Origin of the sequence: Pseudomonas sp. R62, from assembly GCF_000257605.1 — a bacterium.
Taxonomy (GTDB): Bacteria; Pseudomonadota; Gammaproteobacteria; order Pseudomonadales; family Pseudomonadaceae; genus Aquipseudomonas; species Aquipseudomonas atacamensis.
In genome coordinates, this window is the sequence record NZ_JH635998.1 from 3230030 (window position 1) to 3244758 (window position 14729).

At 60.1% G+C, this 14729-nt stretch carries 14 protein-coding genes and 1 tRNA gene; 6 read left to right on the plus strand and 9 right to left on the minus strand.

Going from position 1 to position 14729, the window contains the following annotated elements; genetic code table 11:
- The coding region (locus OQK_RS15590; protein ID WP_038860987.1) for a methyl-accepting chemotaxis protein at positions 1 to 1366 on the minus strand (1366 nt) is incomplete at its 3' end.
- 436 nt (positions 1367 to 1802) lie between these two features.
- Here OQK_RS15590 and OQK_RS15595 point away from each other — a divergent pair.
- Positions 1803 to 3020, plus strand: a complete 1218-nt coding sequence (locus tag OQK_RS15595) for an MFS transporter (protein ID WP_016773201.1) — start codon at positions 1803 to 1805, stop codon at positions 3018 to 3020.
- A gap of 182 nt (positions 3021 to 3202) precedes the next feature.
- Here the strand turns inward: OQK_RS15595 and ychF are convergent, their stop codons facing one another.
- The 8 genes from ychF to OQK_RS15635 all read right to left on the minus strand — a co-directional run bounded on the left by ychF (position 3203) and on the right by OQK_RS15635 (position 10125).
- Complete coding sequence (gene ychF / locus OQK_RS15600; RefSeq protein ID WP_016773202.1) at positions 3203 to 4303, minus strand: redox-regulated ATPase YchF; 1101 nt, start codon at positions 4301 to 4303, stop codon at positions 3203 to 3205.
- A gap of 22 nt (positions 4304 to 4325) precedes the next feature.
- On the minus strand, positions 4326 to 4910 hold the full coding sequence (gene pth, locus OQK_RS15605; RefSeq protein ID WP_016773203.1) for an aminoacyl-tRNA hydrolase: 585 nt from the start codon (positions 4908 to 4910) through the stop codon (positions 4326 to 4328).
- 171 nt (positions 4911 to 5081) lie between these two features.
- Entirely contained in the window at positions 5082 to 5684 is a 603-nt protein-coding gene (locus tag OQK_RS15610) for a 50S ribosomal protein L25/general stress protein Ctc (protein WP_016773204.1), read from the minus strand.
- Between the two features lie 141 nt (positions 5685 to 5825).
- Positions 5826 to 6767, minus strand: a complete 942-nt coding sequence (locus OQK_RS15615) for a ribose-phosphate pyrophosphokinase (protein ID WP_038860988.1) — start codon at positions 6765 to 6767, stop codon at positions 5826 to 5828.
- A 45-nt stretch (positions 6768 to 6812) separates the two neighbouring features.
- Positions 6813 to 6887, minus strand: a tRNA-Gln gene (locus OQK_RS15620).
- A gap of 37 nt (positions 6888 to 6924) precedes the next feature.
- Positions 6925 to 7776 carry a 4-(cytidine 5'-diphospho)-2-C-methyl-D-erythritol kinase gene (ispE, locus tag OQK_RS15625; protein ID WP_016773206.1) on the minus strand — a complete coding sequence of 284 codons (852 nt, stop codon included), beginning with the start codon at positions 7774 to 7776 and terminating at the stop codon, positions 6925 to 6927.
- Between the two features lie 3 nt (positions 7777 to 7779).
- Complete coding sequence (gene lolB, locus OQK_RS15630) at positions 7780 to 8397, minus strand: lipoprotein insertase outer membrane protein LolB (protein WP_016773207.1); 618 nt, start codon at positions 8395 to 8397, stop codon at positions 7780 to 7782.
- Positions 8398 to 8400: 3 nt separating this feature from the next.
- On the minus strand, positions 8401 to 10125 hold the full coding sequence (locus OQK_RS15635; RefSeq protein ID WP_016773208.1) for a tetratricopeptide repeat protein: 1725 nt from the start codon (positions 10123 to 10125) through the stop codon (positions 8401 to 8403).
- Between the two features lie 182 nt (positions 10126 to 10307).
- Between OQK_RS15635 and hemA the strand changes: the two genes are divergently transcribed.
- The 5 genes from hemA to murI all read left to right on the plus strand — a co-directional run.
- Positions 10308 to 11594 carry a glutamyl-tRNA reductase gene (gene hemA / locus OQK_RS15640; RefSeq protein WP_016773209.1) on the plus strand — a complete coding sequence of 429 codons (1287 nt, stop codon included), beginning with the start codon at positions 10308 to 10310 and terminating at the stop codon, positions 11592 to 11594.
- A complete protein-coding gene (gene prfA / locus OQK_RS15645) occupies positions 11591 to 12673 on the plus strand; it encodes a peptide chain release factor 1 (RefSeq protein ID WP_016773210.1) in 1083 nt (360 codons plus the stop codon). Before hemA ends, prfA begins: the two co-directional genes overlap by 4 nt.
- The gene (gene prmC, locus OQK_RS15650) at positions 12674 to 13504 is read left to right on the plus strand and encodes a peptide chain release factor N(5)-glutamine methyltransferase (protein ID WP_016773211.1); all 831 of its coding nucleotides are present in this window, start codon (positions 12674 to 12676) and stop codon (positions 13502 to 13504) included.
- Entirely contained in the window at positions 13498 to 14253 is a 756-nt protein-coding gene (locus OQK_RS15655; RefSeq protein ID WP_016773212.1) for a molybdopterin-synthase adenylyltransferase MoeB, read from the plus strand. Before prmC ends, OQK_RS15655 begins: the two co-directional genes overlap by 7 nt.
- Positions 14246 to 14729, plus strand: a 484-nt coding sequence (gene murI, locus OQK_RS15660) for a glutamate racemase (protein WP_038860989.1), incomplete at its 3' end; no start/stop codon positions are given. The genes OQK_RS15655 and murI, both read left to right, overlap by 8 nt.

Consider the following 14729-nt stretch of genomic DNA (forward strand, 5'->3'; position numbering starts at 1 on the left):
GCGAGGTGGCGGCCAATTGCGTGGCGGCAGCGGCGATCTGGCTGATCTGCAACTGCTGCGCCTCGACTTCGCTCAGGGCGCCGCTGGAGTGTTGGTTGAGGCTGCGTACCGCGTTGCTCAACTGCGAGGTCTCGTGGTCGACGCCTAGCATGCTGCTGCGCAGTTGCACCACGGCGACGTTGAGCGCGGTGCTGATCGCTGCCAGCTCATCGCGCCCCACCACCGGTACTTGCAGGCTCAGGTTGCCGTCGCGCAAAGCTTCGGCGAGTAGGGTGATGCCGCTGGCACTGCGGCGGATCGAGGCTTGCAGGCAGACGAACAGGTACAACGCGGCCAGCAGCAGGCAACCGAAGATTGCGGCGACAACAATGAACTGGCGGATCGCCGAGCTGTAATACGCATCGAGCCGCTGATCCAGCGCGACCAGGGATTGCTGGCGCAGGGAAGCAAGGTCGGTGAGCAGCGCGTCGAGGCTGCGTTCGAAGTCCTCTGGCTTGAGGTTGATGCTGCCGCCAAACACACCGTCGTCGAGAACTTTCAGGCCGCTGTCGAGGTGTTTCAGGCTGTCATGATACTGACCGGCCCAGGCTTGCAGCTCGGCTGGCAGACGCGCCTCCAGCAGGCCGGCGGTTTTCACCAGTTGCTCGCGGGCGTCACCAATGCGACTGCGCAGGTCGCGCAACTGCAAGCGGCTCTGCAGGGTGAACTGCCCGGAGACCACCGAAGCCTGGCCGACTGCGGCGAGACGCCCGACCCGCTCGATCAGGTCCGGTGCGTGCTGCGTGGAAATCTGCGTCAGCAGGTAGGTTTCCAGCCACGGCGCGAGGGTCAGGCGATTGTCCATGACGATCTGCTCGCGCAAGGCTTGCAGCGCGCCCAGGGCATTGGTGAAGCGGTCATAACCGTCCGGCCACCAGCCGACACTGCTGAGGCTTTTCGTATCCAGGCCATTGAGTGCGGTTTGCAGCGCCTGAAAGCGTTCGAGGATTGCGCCGTCGGCGCCTTGCTGGTTCAGAGCATTGCCCAGCTCGGTGGTGGCTTGCAGCACCGCCGGTTGCACGCCGTCGAAGGCAGCCATGGCGGCGAGGGTGGCCGGTGTCGGCTGACGATTGGTCTCGGTGGCGCGCCAGCGGGCGGCGCGGTCGCGTTGCGCGGCGAGCAGGTTGTCCAGTGCATCCAGCGCGAGCAATTGACGCACACCGGCACGTTCGCCGGAGATCAGATTGAGCTTCTCGCGATAGTCATGGCCGATCATCAACAGGCTGCCGGCCAGCGGCAGAATGAACAGCAGAAACAACAATTGGAATTTACCTGCGAAGCCAAACCGCCCCAGCAATTTGATCCCCGGTGAAAGGAAAGCCTGCATGCCTCATGACTCCTCTGGACACCACGCACCATTGGCGTGCATCGCGAACCTTTCGGCTGCGACCTGTGCCCTCTAAAAGGCCTCGAAAGTTCACTCATGCCCGCTCTGTAGGCCGGCTCTGTAGCGAAACTTCCCATTGTCGAGCGCCTTTGTAAGGCGATCGTGTTCAAGGGCAGAAGCAAGGCAAGATTCAGACCATGGCGTTGCGCTATCACCTTCGCCACCAGCGATCCCCCGTAGGAGCTGCCGAAGGCTGCGATCTTTTGACTTTGATGCTTAGAAGCAAGATCAAAAGATCGCAGCCTTCGGCAGCTCCTACACGGTGGTGTGTCATCAATAACTTAGTTAGCTGGCTAAGGGGATAGCGCGAGCGCACCGAAAAATGGCACATTGACGCACCTGCCTTCGGGCACCCATCTGCTGTCCGGAATTTTCCATGGCTATCAGCAACGTTCAGACCACCGCTGCCTCGGCGACCGCTGCTCCGCAAAGCAGCCCCTTGGTGATGCGCATCATCGGCGCGGTGGCGCTGGCGCATCTGATCAATGACCTGATCCAGTCGGTTCTGCCGTCGATCTACCCGATGCTCAAGGCCAACTATGGCCTGACCTTCACCCAGGTCGGCCTGATCACCTTGACCTTTCAGTTGACCGCGTCGCTGTTGCAGCCGTGGGTCGGTTATCACACTGATCGCCACCCCAAACCGTGGCTGTTGCCGGCGGGCACGGTGTGTACCTTGATCGGCATTCTGATGATGTCGGTGGTCGGCAGCTTCCCATTGATTCTGCTGGCGGCGGCGCTGATTGGTATCGGCTCGTCGACCTTTCACCCGGAAGCCTCGCGTGTTGCGCGACTGGCCTCGGGCGGCCGGTTTGGTCTGGCGCAATCGACCTTTCAGGTCGGCGGCAATGCCGGCTCCGCGTTCGGCCCGTTGCTGGCGGCAGCGATCATCATTCCCTTCGGCCAGGGCAATGTGGCGTGGTTCGGTCTGTTCGCGGTGTTTGCGCTGTTCGTGCTGTACCGCATCAGCCGCTGGTACGCCAATCACCTCAACTTGTTCAAGCTCAAGGCCGGTCAGGCGGCGACGCACGGCTTGTCGAAGGGCAGGGTAACCAGTGCGCTGGTGGTGCTGGGGCTACTGGTGTTCTCCAAGTATTTCTACATGGCCAGTTTCACCAGCTACTTCACCTTCTACCTGATCGAGAAGTTCGACCTGTCGGTGGCCAGCTCGCAGCTGCACTTGTTCCTTTTCCTGGGCGCAGTGGCGGCGGGGACGTTCTTCGGTGGACCGATCGGGGACAAGATCGGGCGTAAGGCAGTGATCTGGTTTTCCATCCTCGGCGTCGCGCCATTCACCCTGATCCTGCCGCATGTCGATCTGTTCTGGACCAGCATTCTCAGCGTGGTGATCGGCTTCATTCTGGCGTCGGCATTCTCGGCGATCGTGGTGTACGCGCAGGAACTGGTGCCGGGTAATGTCGGGATGATTGCCGGGATCTTCTTCGGACTGATGTTTGGTTTCGGCGGGATTGGCGCGGCGCTGCTCGGGCATCTGGCGGATGTGCACGGGATTGAGTATGTGTACTTCCTGTGCTCGTTTCTGCCGTTGTTTGGTGTGTTGGCGATCTTTTTACCGCGTACCAGAAAGGCCTGAACAGACGAATCGGACTGTGGGAGCGAGCCTGCTCGCGAATGGGTGTGTCAGTTGACGAATGCTTAGATGACACGCCGCATTCGCGAGCAGGCTCGCTCCCACAGGGAAATGTACTCAGTCACTGAATTTCAGGCACAAAAAAGCCGCGTATGAAACGCGGCTTTTTCTTGCCCGGCTGTTGCTTAGACGTTGAAGCGGAAGTGCATCACGTCGCCGTCCTTGACGATGTAATCCTTGCCTTCCAGACGCCATTTGCCGGCTTCTTTGGCGCCGGCTTCGCCTTTGTACTGGATGAAGTCGTTGTAGGCGATGACTTCGGCACGGATAAAGCCTTTTTCGAAGTCGGTGTGGATCACGCCAGCGGCCTGTGGGGCGGTGGCACCGACCTTGACGGTCCAGGCGCGGACTTCTTCGACACCGGCGGTGAAGTAGGTCTGCAGGTGGAGCATTTCGTAGCCGGCGCGGATCACGCGGTTCAGGCCAGGCTCTTCCAGGCCCAAGGCCTCGAGGAACATGTCCTTCTCTTCGCCGTCGTCGAGCTCGGCGATTTCCGCTTCGATCTTGTTGCACACCGGAACGACCATGGCGCCTTCTTCTTCGGCGATGGCCTTGACCACGTCCAAGTGCGGGTTGTTCTCGAAGCCGTCTTCAGCCACGTTGGCGATGTACATGACCGGCTTGGTGGTCAGCAGGTGGAAGCCCTTGATCACTGCCTTTTCGTCAGCGCTCATGTTCTTCATCAGGCTGCGTGCCGGTTTGGCTTCGGTGAAGTGCGCGATCAGTTGCTCGAGCAAAGCCTTCTGAACCACGGCGTCCTTGTCACCGCCCTTGGCGTTGCGCGCGACTTTCTGCAGTTGCTTCTCGCAGCTGTCGAGGTCGGCGAAGATCAGTTCCAGGTCGATGATTTCGATGTCGCGTTTCGGGTCGACGCTGTTGGAAACGTGGATCACGTTGTCGTCTTCGAAGCAGCGCACCACGTGGGCGATAGCGTCGGTTTCGCGGATGTTGGCCAGGAACTTGTTGCCCAGGCCTTCACCTTTCGAGGCACCGGCAACGAGGCCGGCGATGTCGACGAATTCCATGGTGGTCGGCAGGATGCGCTTGGGATTGACGATGGCCGCCAGAGCTTCCAGACGCGGATCCGGCATCGGCACGATTCCGCTGTTCGGCTCGATGGTGCAGAAGGGGAAATTCTCGGCCGCGATACCGGATTTGGTCAGGGCGTTGAACAGGGTGGACTTGCCGACGTTAGGCAGGCCGACGATGCCGCAATTGAATCCCATGGTGTTTCCCCTCGGGTAAAAGTCAGGCCTTCTGGCTGTGCAGGTTTTTCATCGCGCGGTTCCATTCCCCGGCGAGGATATCCGGCAGCACGCCGAGGGCAAAGTCGATGCTGGCATCGAGTTTTTCCTGTTCGGCGCGTGGCGCACGACCCAGGACGAAATTTGAAACCATACTGGCAACGCCCGGGTGGCCGATGCCAAGCCGCAGGCGGTAGAACGTATTCTGATTGCCCAGTTGCGCAATGATGTCGCGCAACCCATTGTGACCGCCATGGCCGCCGCCCTGCTTGAGCTTGGCAACGCCCGGAGGCAAGTCGAGTTCGTCATGCGCCACGAGGATTTCTTCAGGCTTGATGCGGAAGAAACCGGCGAGTGCCGCCACGGCCTGGCCGCTGCGGTTCATGTAGGTGGTGGGAATCAGCAGACGAACATCCTGACCCTGGTGCGAGTAGCGCCCGGTCAGGCCGAAATATTTGCGATCGGCCACAAGATTCACATTCTGTGCGTGGGCGATGCGCTCAACAAAAAGGGCCCCTGCGTTATGCCGGGTCTGTTCGTATTCAGCGCCTGGATTTCCCAGGCCAACGATCAGTTTGATGGCAGTCACGATAGGGGCCCTTCCTTGGAGTGGTGGATAACATCGCCGCGATCGGGGAAAGCGGCGAAAGTGGACGAAAAATGCTCATTTACCATGGATGTAAACTCCGCGTTCTCGCCCGCTTTCTCGCTACGTTCCAGTCCGCGATGTTACTTGCTCACTCCGGCATGACAGAGTGAATTACTCTGCTGCGCCTTCTTCGGTAGGTTCTGCAGCAACACGTGGAGCGTGGACGTTGGCAACAGCCTTGTCATCGCCGTGTGCCAGAGCAACGAACTCAACACCTTTAGGAGCTTTGAGGTCCGACAGGTGAATGATGGTGCCGATTTCTGCTTTCGACAGATCGACTTCGATGAACTCAGGCAGATCTTTTGGCAGGCAGGTCACTTCGATTTCAGCAACAACGTGCGAAACTTCGCCGCCTTTCTTCACTGGAGCTTCTTCGCCAACAAAGTGTACAGGCACGATGGCGGTCAGTTTCTGGCCGGCAACAACGCGTACGAAGTCAGCGTGCATCACGTGGCCTTTGGCCGGGTGACGCTGCAGAGCCTTGATGATGACGTTCTGCTTGGTGCCACCAACGTTCAGCTCGATGATGTGGCTGTAAGCCGCTTCGTTTTCGAGCAGTTTGGCAACTTCTTTGGCCAGCATGCTGATGGATTCAGGGGCTTTGTCGCCACCGTAAACAACAGCTGGAACCAGAGCGGCGAGACGACGCAGGCGGCGGCTCGCACCTTTCCCCAGGTCGGAACGCACTTCAGCATTCAGAGTAAAATCGTTCATTTTGTATCTCCAAAATAGCCATGACCGAGTGGCGTTTGCGACCAGCGCCGAACACGGTATGGGCAAAAAAGCCCCGCCCCGACAGGAATGCCGGGGCGGGGCGCTTTTCGTCAACGAGACATTTCGCGAAGGGCAGGGCCCTTAACGGAACATCGCGCTGATCGATTCTTCATTGCGGATGCGGCGAACCGCTTCGGCAACAACCGGTGCGATATCCAGTTGACGGATACGTGCACAGGCTTGTGCTGCAGCGGACAGCGGGATGGTGTTGGTCACCACCAGCTCGTCCAGCACGGAATTTTCGATATTCTCGATGGCCCGGCCCGACAGCACAGGGTGTGTGCAGTAGGCAAAGACCTTGGCTGCGCCATGCTCTTTCAGGGCCTTGGCCGCGTGGCACAGGGTGCCGGCGGTATCGACCATGTCATCGACGAGAATACAGGTACGCCCTTCGACATCACCGATGATATGCATCACTTCAGAGTGATTGGCTTTCTCACGGCGTTTGTCGATGATCCCGAGATCGACGCCCAGCGACTTGGCAACAGCCCGTGCACGCACGACGCCACCAATGTCCGGGGACACGATCATCAGGTTTTCGAAGCGCTGATCTTCAATGTCATCCACCAGAACCGGGGAGCCGTAGATGTTATCTACCGGAATATCGAAGAAGCCCTGAATCTGGTCAGCATGCAGATCAACCGTGAGAACACGGTCGATGCCGACTACGGTAAGCATGTCAGCAACGACTTTCGCGCTGATAGCCACACGTGCGGAACGCGGACGGCGATCCTGACGGGCATAACCAAAATAAGGAATAACAGCAGTGATACGAGTAGCCGAGGAGCGGCGGAAGGCATCAGCCATCACTACCAGTTCCATCAGGTTATCGTTGGTCGGAGCGCAGGTCGGCTGAATAATGAAGACGTCTTTACCGCGAACGTTTTCATTGATCTCGGCTGTGATTTCGCCGTCGGAAAACTTGCCGACAGAGATGTCACCGAGAGGGATATGCAGCTGACGTACGACACGCCGAGCCAGATCGGGGTTGGCATTCCCCGTAAAGACCATCATCTTGGACACGCGCAGTACCTAGAGGCTGAGGGTAACCTGGATGAGTAGAGAAAATGGCAGGGGCGGCTGGATTCGAACCAACGCATGGCAGGATCAAAACCTGCTGCCTTACCGCTTGGCGACGCCCCTGTATCTGTTGCTTTCAAGTGCCGGGCACTTGATTCCTTTAGAGCAGACTTTGCAGCTTGCGATGCAACATCGAAACGTTGCTTCCTTTCGCTACAAACCCTGTAAGGGTCTCTGTCAGAAGGGCCGAGACTTTATCAGCTTCAGCTTTGCTTGGGAAGCCCCCAAACACACAACTTCCAGTTCCGGTGAGCTTTGCTTCGGTAAATTTACCTAACAAATCCAATGCGTTACGTACCTCTGGATAACGCCTTGCTACCACCGGCAAGCAGTCATTTCGACTGTTTCCCTCGGGAACGGGGCGCACTTTAATGGGCGGTGTGTTACGTGTCAACAAAGGATCGGAAAAAATTTCTGCCGTACTAACAGCGACTTGCGGCACGAGCACCAGATACCACGGTTCTTCGGGGTCGACCGGGGTCAGTTTCTCGCCGACGCCCTCGGCAAATGCCGCATGGCCACGGACGAACACCGGTACGTCGGCACCGAGTGACAGGCCCAGTTCCGCCAGGCGATCTTCATCCCAGCCCAGTTGCCACAAATGGTTGAGACCGAGCAAAGTCGTCGCCGCATTCGAACTGCCGCCACCGATGCCGCCGCCCATGGGCAGGACTTTGTCGATCCAGATGTCGATGCCGAGCGCGCAGCCGGACTGTTGCTGCAACATCTTCGCCGCGCGCACGATCAGGTTGCTGTCGTGGGGCACACCGGCGAACTCGGTGTGCAGTTGAATCACGCCGTCATCGCGCACGGCGAAAGTGAGTTCATCGCCGTAATCGAGGAATTGAAACAGCGTCTGCAATTCGTGATAACCGTCTTCACGGCGACCGAGAATGTGCAGCATCAAGTTGAGTTTGGCCGGCGAGGGCAGGGTCAGGCGTGCAGCGGTCATGCTTTATTGCCCCAACTTGCGCGGTTGCCAGGTCTTGATCACCAGCGTTACGTCAAGGTCGGTGCCGTGCAGCTTGATGCGCTCGGGCAGCCAGTAACCATTCTGTTCGGTGTAGGCGGTGTATTCGACTTTCCAGCCGTCCTGCTCAAGGCTGGCCAGACGACTGTCGGCGTCCAGGTTCAAGCGACTCTTGCTTTCCGGCGCGGGCAGGCCACGAACCCACCAGGCCAGATTGGATACCGGCAATTTCCAGCCCAGCTGTTCTTCGAGCAGGGCTTCAGGAGATTGCGATTCGTAGCGGCCCTGGTTGGCGACTTCCAGCGACACCTTGCCCGGGCGCCCGGTCAGGCGTGCCGCGCCACGACCCAGCGGGCCGGACAGGCGAATGTCGTAGTAATCCTGACGCTGCAGCCAGAACAGCGTGCCGCTGCCGGAATCCTTCGGCGCGCGGATGCCGATCTTGCCGTCGATCTGCCAGCCATCAAGGCCGGTCAGTTGCTGTTTGTTTGCCGCCCACTGGGCCGGGCTGCCGTGGCCCTCGACCGATTCGCGAGTGCCGAAACCCGAGCAGCCGGCGAGCAGGGCGATGAAGCTGAAAACAATAACGTGGCGCAAAAGCATGGTTTAAAGATTCTCGGATCCGGTCAGGCGCTTGATGGTGCTGCGCAGAATGGTGCTGTCGGGCTGATCCTTGAGGAACTTGCCCCACACTTGTTTGGCTTCGCGCTGATTGCCCTTGGCCCAGAGGACTTCGCCCAGGTGCGCGGCGACTTCGTGGTCAGGGAAACGCTCGAGCGCCTGGCGCAGGTATTTCTCCGCGTCGTCCAGATTTCCCAGGCGATAGTTCACCCAGCCGAGGCTGTCGAGTACCGCCGGGTCTTCCGGATTGATCTGGTGCGCCTGCTCGATCAGCGTTTTCGCTTCAGCGTAGCGGGTGGTGCGATCGGACAAGGTGTAGCCCAGTGCATTGAGCGCCATGGCGTTGTCCGGGTCGCGCTTGATGATCAGGCGCAGGTCTTTCTCCATTTGCGCCAGATCATTGCGTTTCTCCGCGAGCATGGCGCGGGTGTAAAGCAGATTGAGATCGTCCGGGTATTTCTGCAGCGCTTGTTGCAGAACCTTCCAGGCCTTGTCGTCCTGTTTATTGGCCGACAGGGTTTCCGATTCGATCAGATACAGCTGGATCGCGTAGTCGGGCTGCTCGTCACGCTCGGCCGCCAGTTTGCTCTGCGCTTCGGCGGTTTTGCCGTTGCTCATCAGGATATCGGCCTGACGCAGCTGTGCCGGCAGATAGTCATTGCCCGGGCCGACCTGGGCATACTCGATGAGCGCGCCTTGCGGGTCATTGCGCTCTTCGGCAATCCGGCCGAGATTCAGATGCGCCGAATCGACATGGCTTTCGCGAGCGATCAGGTCTTCCAGATAACCCTTGGCCTCTTCCCACGCCTTGGCTTCCAGGCACACCAGCGCCAGCGAATAACGCAGTTCGTCGTCTTCCGGGTATTGCTGAACGAGGGTGGAGAATTCGGCCTTGGCGTCGTCCATGCGGTCCTGTTCGACGAGCATGCGCGCGTAAGTCAGGCGCAGGCGCTTGTCTTCCGGGGATTTCCTGATGCTTTTTTGCAACAGCGGCAGCGCTTCGTCACCACGGTTGAGCAACTGAAGCAGGCGCGCGCGCAACAGGATCGGTGCTATTTCGCCGTCTTCCGGCGGGTTGTCTTCGAGCAGAGTCAGCGCGCCTTGATTGTCGCCGTCCTGCTGCAACAGCAGGGCCTTGCCGAAAATCAGCTGATTGTTGTTCGGGTGGCGCTGGAGCAAACGGTCGAAGCTTTTCATCAGGCCGTTGCGGGTTTCCTGATCGGTGTCGGCCGCCGACAACGCAAGGAAATCGAAATGGGTATCGCCCTTGCCCTGCAGGACTTTCTCCATGTAGACCATGGAGTCGTCGTAACGCCCGGCGCGAGCCAGTTGCACGGCAGCGGCGCGTTGCGCTTCGAGATCGTCCGGGGCGTTGCGCGCCCAGATCAGCGCGGTGTCGAGGGCCGGTTGATCGGCGCCCAGATATTCGGCGATGCGGAAAGCCCGCTCGGAGACGCCCGGATCCTGGGTGTTGATGGCCTGGGTCACGTAATTGTCCAGGGCAATGTCGAAACGATTGCGCTGGCCGGCGAGTTCGGCGCTCAGCAGACTGAACACGGTTTCCTCGCTGAATGAGCCGTAAACCTTGGGCTTTTCAGGTGCGGGCGTGGTGTCTTCGACCGGCGGGGTACCGTCCGGCGCAACGGGCGCCATGGCCTGGCAGCCGCTGAGGAAGACAAAAGCGAGGAGCAACGCGGAAGATCTATTCATATAGGAAGAGGACGACTAACCTGCGGTCGGATCATCATGACACAAGCCTTCGGCCAAACATAACCGAGACTCAATTGTGGCCATTATAGGGGCTGACGATTGGGACAATAGTCAGCGGTAGTTGTTCTGAATCTTTCGAAGTAGGACAATTGCCGGCTTCACGTCACCACCAGCGACCTTGAATGGCCTTCCTTGCACTCGGTATTAACCACAAGACTGCTTCAGTAGACGTCCGCGAGCGCGTGGCCTTTACCCCTGAGCAGCTGGTGGAGGCCTTGCAGCAGCTCTGCCGACTGACCGACAGCCGCGAAGCCGCGATCCTCTCCACCTGCAATCGCAGTGAGCTTTATATAGAACAGGATCAGCTGTCGGCCGATGTCGTGCTGCGCTGGCTGGCCGATTATCACCATCTGAGCCTCGACGAACTGCGCGCCAGTGCCTATGTGCATGAAGACGATGCGGCTGTTCGTCACATGATGCGCGTCGCCTCCGGGCTCGATTCGCTGGTGTTGGGCGAACCGCAGATTCTCGGCCAGATGAAATCGGCCTACGCCGTGGCCCGCGAGGCCGGCACCATCGGTCCGCTGCTGGGGCGGCTGTTTCAGGCGACGTTCAATGCCGCCAAGCAGGTGCGTACCGATACTGCGATCGGCGAGAACCCGGTGTCGGTGGCGTTTGCCGCAGTGAGCCTGGCGAAACAGATTTTCAGCGATCTGCAACGCAGCCAGGCGCTGCTGATCGGTGCCGGCGAGACGATTACGCTGGTCGCGCGCCATTTGCATGAGCTGGGGGTCAAGCGCATCGTCGTTGCCAACCGCACGCTGGAGCGCGCCAGCCAGTTGGCCGAGCAATTCGGCGCTCACGCCGTGCTGCTCTCGGACATTCCGGCGGAGCTGGTGCGCAGTGATATCGTCATCAGTTCGACCGCCAGCCAGTTGCCAATCCTTGGCAAGGGTGCAGTGGAAAGTGCGCTGAAGCTGCGCAAGCACAAGCCGATCTTCATGGTCGACATTGCCGTACCGCGCGATATCGAGCCGGAAGTCGGCGAACTCGACGACGTTTACCTGTACAGCGTCGACGATCTCCACGAAGTGGTCGCCGAGAACCTCAAGAGCCGTCAGGGCGCTGCGCAAGCGGCGGAGGAAATGGTCTCGGTCGGCGCTGACGATTTCATGGTGCGCCTGCGCGAACTGGCGGCGGTCGATGTGCTCAAGGCCTATCGTCAACAGAGCGAACGCCTGCGAGACGAGGAATTGCAGAAGGCCCTGCGTCTGCTGGCCAACGGCGGCAACGCCGAAGACGTGCTCGGACAACTGGCCCGTGGCCTGACCAACAAACTCTTGCATGCGCCCAGCGTGCAGTTGAAAAAGCTGTCTGCCGAAGGCCGCCTCGATGCGCTGGCCATGGCCCAGGAACTCTTTGCCCTTGAGGGCTCACCGGATAGTTTTTCGGATAAAAAACCGCAATGAAAGCGTCACTGCTCAACAAGCTGGACATTCTCCAGGACCGTTTCGAGGAACTGACCGCGCTGCTCGGCGACGGTGAAGTCATTGCCGATCAGGCCAAATTCCGCGCCTATTCCAAGGAGTACGCCGAACTCGAGCCGGTAGTGGCCGCCTATAAAAAGCTGCTCGGCGTACAAAGCGATCTTGAAGGCGCGCAGGCGCTGCTCAAGGACAACGACCCGGACATGCGCGAAATGGCCGTGGAAGAAGTTCGCGAAGCCAAGGAGTTGCTGGTCACGCTGGAATCCGATCTGCAGCGCATGCTGCTGCCTAAAGATCCGAATGACGGGCGCAACGTCTTCCTCGAAATCCGCGCCGGCACCGGTGGCGACGAGGCGGCGATCTTCTCCGGCGACCTGTTCCGCATGTACTCGCGTTATGCCGAGCGGCGTGGCTGGCGCGTCGAGATCCTCTCGGAAAACGAAGGTGAACACGGCGGCTATAAAGAAGTCATCGCGCGCATCGAAGGCGACAACGTTTACGGCAAGCTGAAATTCGAGTCCGGCGCGCACCGCGTCCAGCGCGTACCGGCCACCGAATCCCAGGGCCGGATCCACACCTCGGCCTGCACCGTGGCGGTATTGCCCGAGCCGGACGAGCGCGAAGCCATCGAGATCAACCCGGCGGATCTGCGTGTCGACACCTACCGTTCCTCTGGCGCTGGCGGTCAGCACGTCAACACCACCGACTCGGCGATCCGCATTACCCACATCCCGACCGGCACCGTCGTCGAGTGTCAGGAAGAACGCTCCCAGCACAAGAACCGTGCCCGGGCGATGGCGTGGCTGTCGGCGAAACTCAACGATCAGCAGAACGCAGCGGCAGCCAACGCGATTGCCAGTGAGCGCAAGTTGCTGGTCGGCTCCGGCGATCGTTCCGAGCGTATCCGCACCTACAACTACGCTCAGGGCCGGGTCACCGACCATCGCGTCAACCTGACCCTGTATTCCCTGGATGAAATTCTCGCCGGTGGCGTCGAAGCCGTGATCGAGCCGTTGCTGGCCGAATATCAGGCTGACCAACTCGCAGCGATAGGTGAATAAATGACCATCATCGCCAGCCTGTTGCGCGCTGCCGAGTTGCCGGACTCGCCGACTGCACGTCTGGACGCTGAATTGCTCCTCGCCGCCGCATTGGGCAAGTCGCGCAGCTTCCTGCACACCTGGCCCGAGCGCATCGTGCCGAGCGAGGCTGCGCTGACCTTTGCCGAATATCTGCAACGGCGGCGTAGCGGCGAGCCGGTGGCCTACATTCTCGGCCAGCAGGGCTTCTGGAAACTCGATCTGGAAGTCGCGCCGCACACGCTGATCCCGCGTCCCGATACAGAACTTTTGGTAGAGGCAGCTCTTGAGCTGCTGCCGGCAACCCCGGCCAAGGTCCTCGATCTGGGCACCGGCAGTGGCGCGATTGCTTTGGCTTTGGCCAGCGAACGCCCGGCGTGGAAAGTCACCGCCGTGGATCGTGTGCTTGAAGCCGTGGCCCTGGCCGAACGCAATCGCCAGCGTCTGCATCTGAACAACGCTACGGTGCTGAGCAGCCATTGGTTCAGCGCCCTTGAAGGCCAGCGCTTTCAACTGATCATCAGCAACCCGCCGTACATTGCCGCCGCCGATCCGCATCTGGTCGAGGGCGATGTACGCTTCGAACCGGCCAGTGCGCTGATCGCCGGTGAAGATGGCCTCGACGATCTGCGCCTGATTGTTGCGCAGGCGCCGGATCATCTTGAAGCCGGCGGCTGGCTGATGCTCGAACACGGCTATGATCAGGCCGAAGCCGTGCGTGATCTGCTGCTTACCCGTGGCTTTGAAGAAGTCCACAGCCGCACCGATCTGGGCGGCCATCAACGCATCAGTCTGGGGCGCCTGCCGTGCTGAATGATCAGGAATTGCTGCGCTACAGCCGGCAGATTCTGCTGCAACACATCGACATCGACGGGCAACTGAAGCTCAAGGCCAGCCGCGTACTGATCGTCGGCCTTGGCGGTCTCGGCGCGCCGGTGGCGTTGTATCTGGCGGCAGCGGGCGTCGGCGAGTTGCATCTGGCGGATTTCGACACGGTCGATCTGACCAACCTGCAACGGCAGATCATTCACGACACCGACAGTGTCGGCATGTCCAAGGTCGACTCGGCGCTCAAGCGCCTGGGCGCGATCAATCCCGAGATTCAACTGGTCGCCCATCGTCAGGCGCTGGACGCCGATTCCCTCGCCGCAGCGGTGGCGGCGGTGGATCTGGTGCTCGATTGCTCGGACAACTTTTCCACGCGCGAGGCGGTTAACGCCGCTTGTGTTGCCGCGTGCAAGCCACTGGTCAGTGGCGCGGCGATTCGTCTGGAAGGGCAGCTGTCAGTGTTCGATCCACGGCGTGCCGAAAGCCCTTGCTACCACTGCCTGTACGGACACGGCAGCGAAGCCGAACTGACCTGCAGCGAGGCCGGCGTGGTCGGGCCATTGGTCGGTCTGGTCGGCAGCTTGCAGGCGCTGGAAGCGTTGAAAGTACTGGTCGGCTTTGGCGAACCCTTGGTGGGGCGACTGTTGTTGATCGACGCCTTGGGCTCGCGCTTCCGGGAATTACGGGTCAAGCGTGATCCGGGTTGCAGCGTCTGTGGCGTCCGCCATGCGTGAAGCGCCGATCGGCGTGTTCGATTCCGGGGTCGGCGGCTTGTCGGTCCTCGGCGAAATTCAGCGCTTGCTGCCCAACGAATCGCTGCTTTACGTCGCCGATTGCGGGCACATTCCTTACGGCGAGAAAACCCCGGAATTCATCCGCCAGCGTTGCAGTGCGATGGCAGGATTTTTTCGCGAGCAGGGTGCCAAGGCTTTGGTGCTGGCCTGCAACACAGCGACCGTGGCCGGTGTGGCCGATCTGCGTCGTGATTTCCCGGACTGGCCGATTGTCGGCATGGAACCGGCGGTCAAACCGGCCGCAGCGGCCACGCGAAGTGGCGTGGTTGGCGTCCTGGCCACGACCGGCACGTTGCAGAGCGCAAAGTTTGCCGCGTTGCTCGATCGTTTCGCGGCTGACATAAAAGTCATCACCCAGCCCTGTCCGGGACTGGTCGAACTGATCGAAACGGGTGATCTGCACAGCGCCGAATTAC

What these genes read in the sequence shown, in the direction of transcription:
- OQK_RS15595 (WP_016773201.1), top strand. Translation starts at nt 1,803, where the DNA reads ATGGCTATCAGCAACGTTCAGACCACCGCTGCCTCGGCGACCGCTGCT.
- ychF (WP_016773202.1), bottom strand. Translation starts at nt 4,303, where the DNA reads ATGGGATTCAATTGCGGCATCGTCGGCCTGCCTAACGTCGGCAAGTCC.
- OQK_RS15610 (WP_016773204.1), bottom strand. Translation starts at nt 5,684, where the DNA reads ATGAACGATTTTACTCTGAATGCTGAAGTGCGTTCCGACCTGGGGAAA.
- ispE (WP_016773206.1), bottom strand. Translation starts at nt 7,776, where the DNA reads ATGACCGCTGCACGCCTGACCCTGCCCTCGCCGGCCAAACTCAACTTG.
- lolB (WP_016773207.1), bottom strand. Translation starts at nt 8,397, where the DNA reads ATGCTTTTGCGCCACGTTATTGTTTTCAGCTTCATCGCCCTGCTCGCC.
- OQK_RS15635 (WP_016773208.1), bottom strand. Translation starts at nt 10,125, where the DNA reads ATGAATAGATCTTCCGCGTTGCTCCTCGCTTTTGTCTTCCTCAGCGGC.
- hemA (WP_016773209.1), top strand. Translation starts at nt 10,308, where the DNA reads ATGGCCTTCCTTGCACTCGGTATTAACCACAAGACTGCTTCAGTAGAC.
- prfA (WP_016773210.1), top strand. Translation starts at nt 11,591, where the DNA reads ATGAAAGCGTCACTGCTCAACAAGCTGGACATTCTCCAGGACCGTTTC.
- prmC (WP_016773211.1), top strand. Translation starts at nt 12,674, where the DNA reads ATGACCATCATCGCCAGCCTGTTGCGCGCTGCCGAGTTGCCGGACTCG.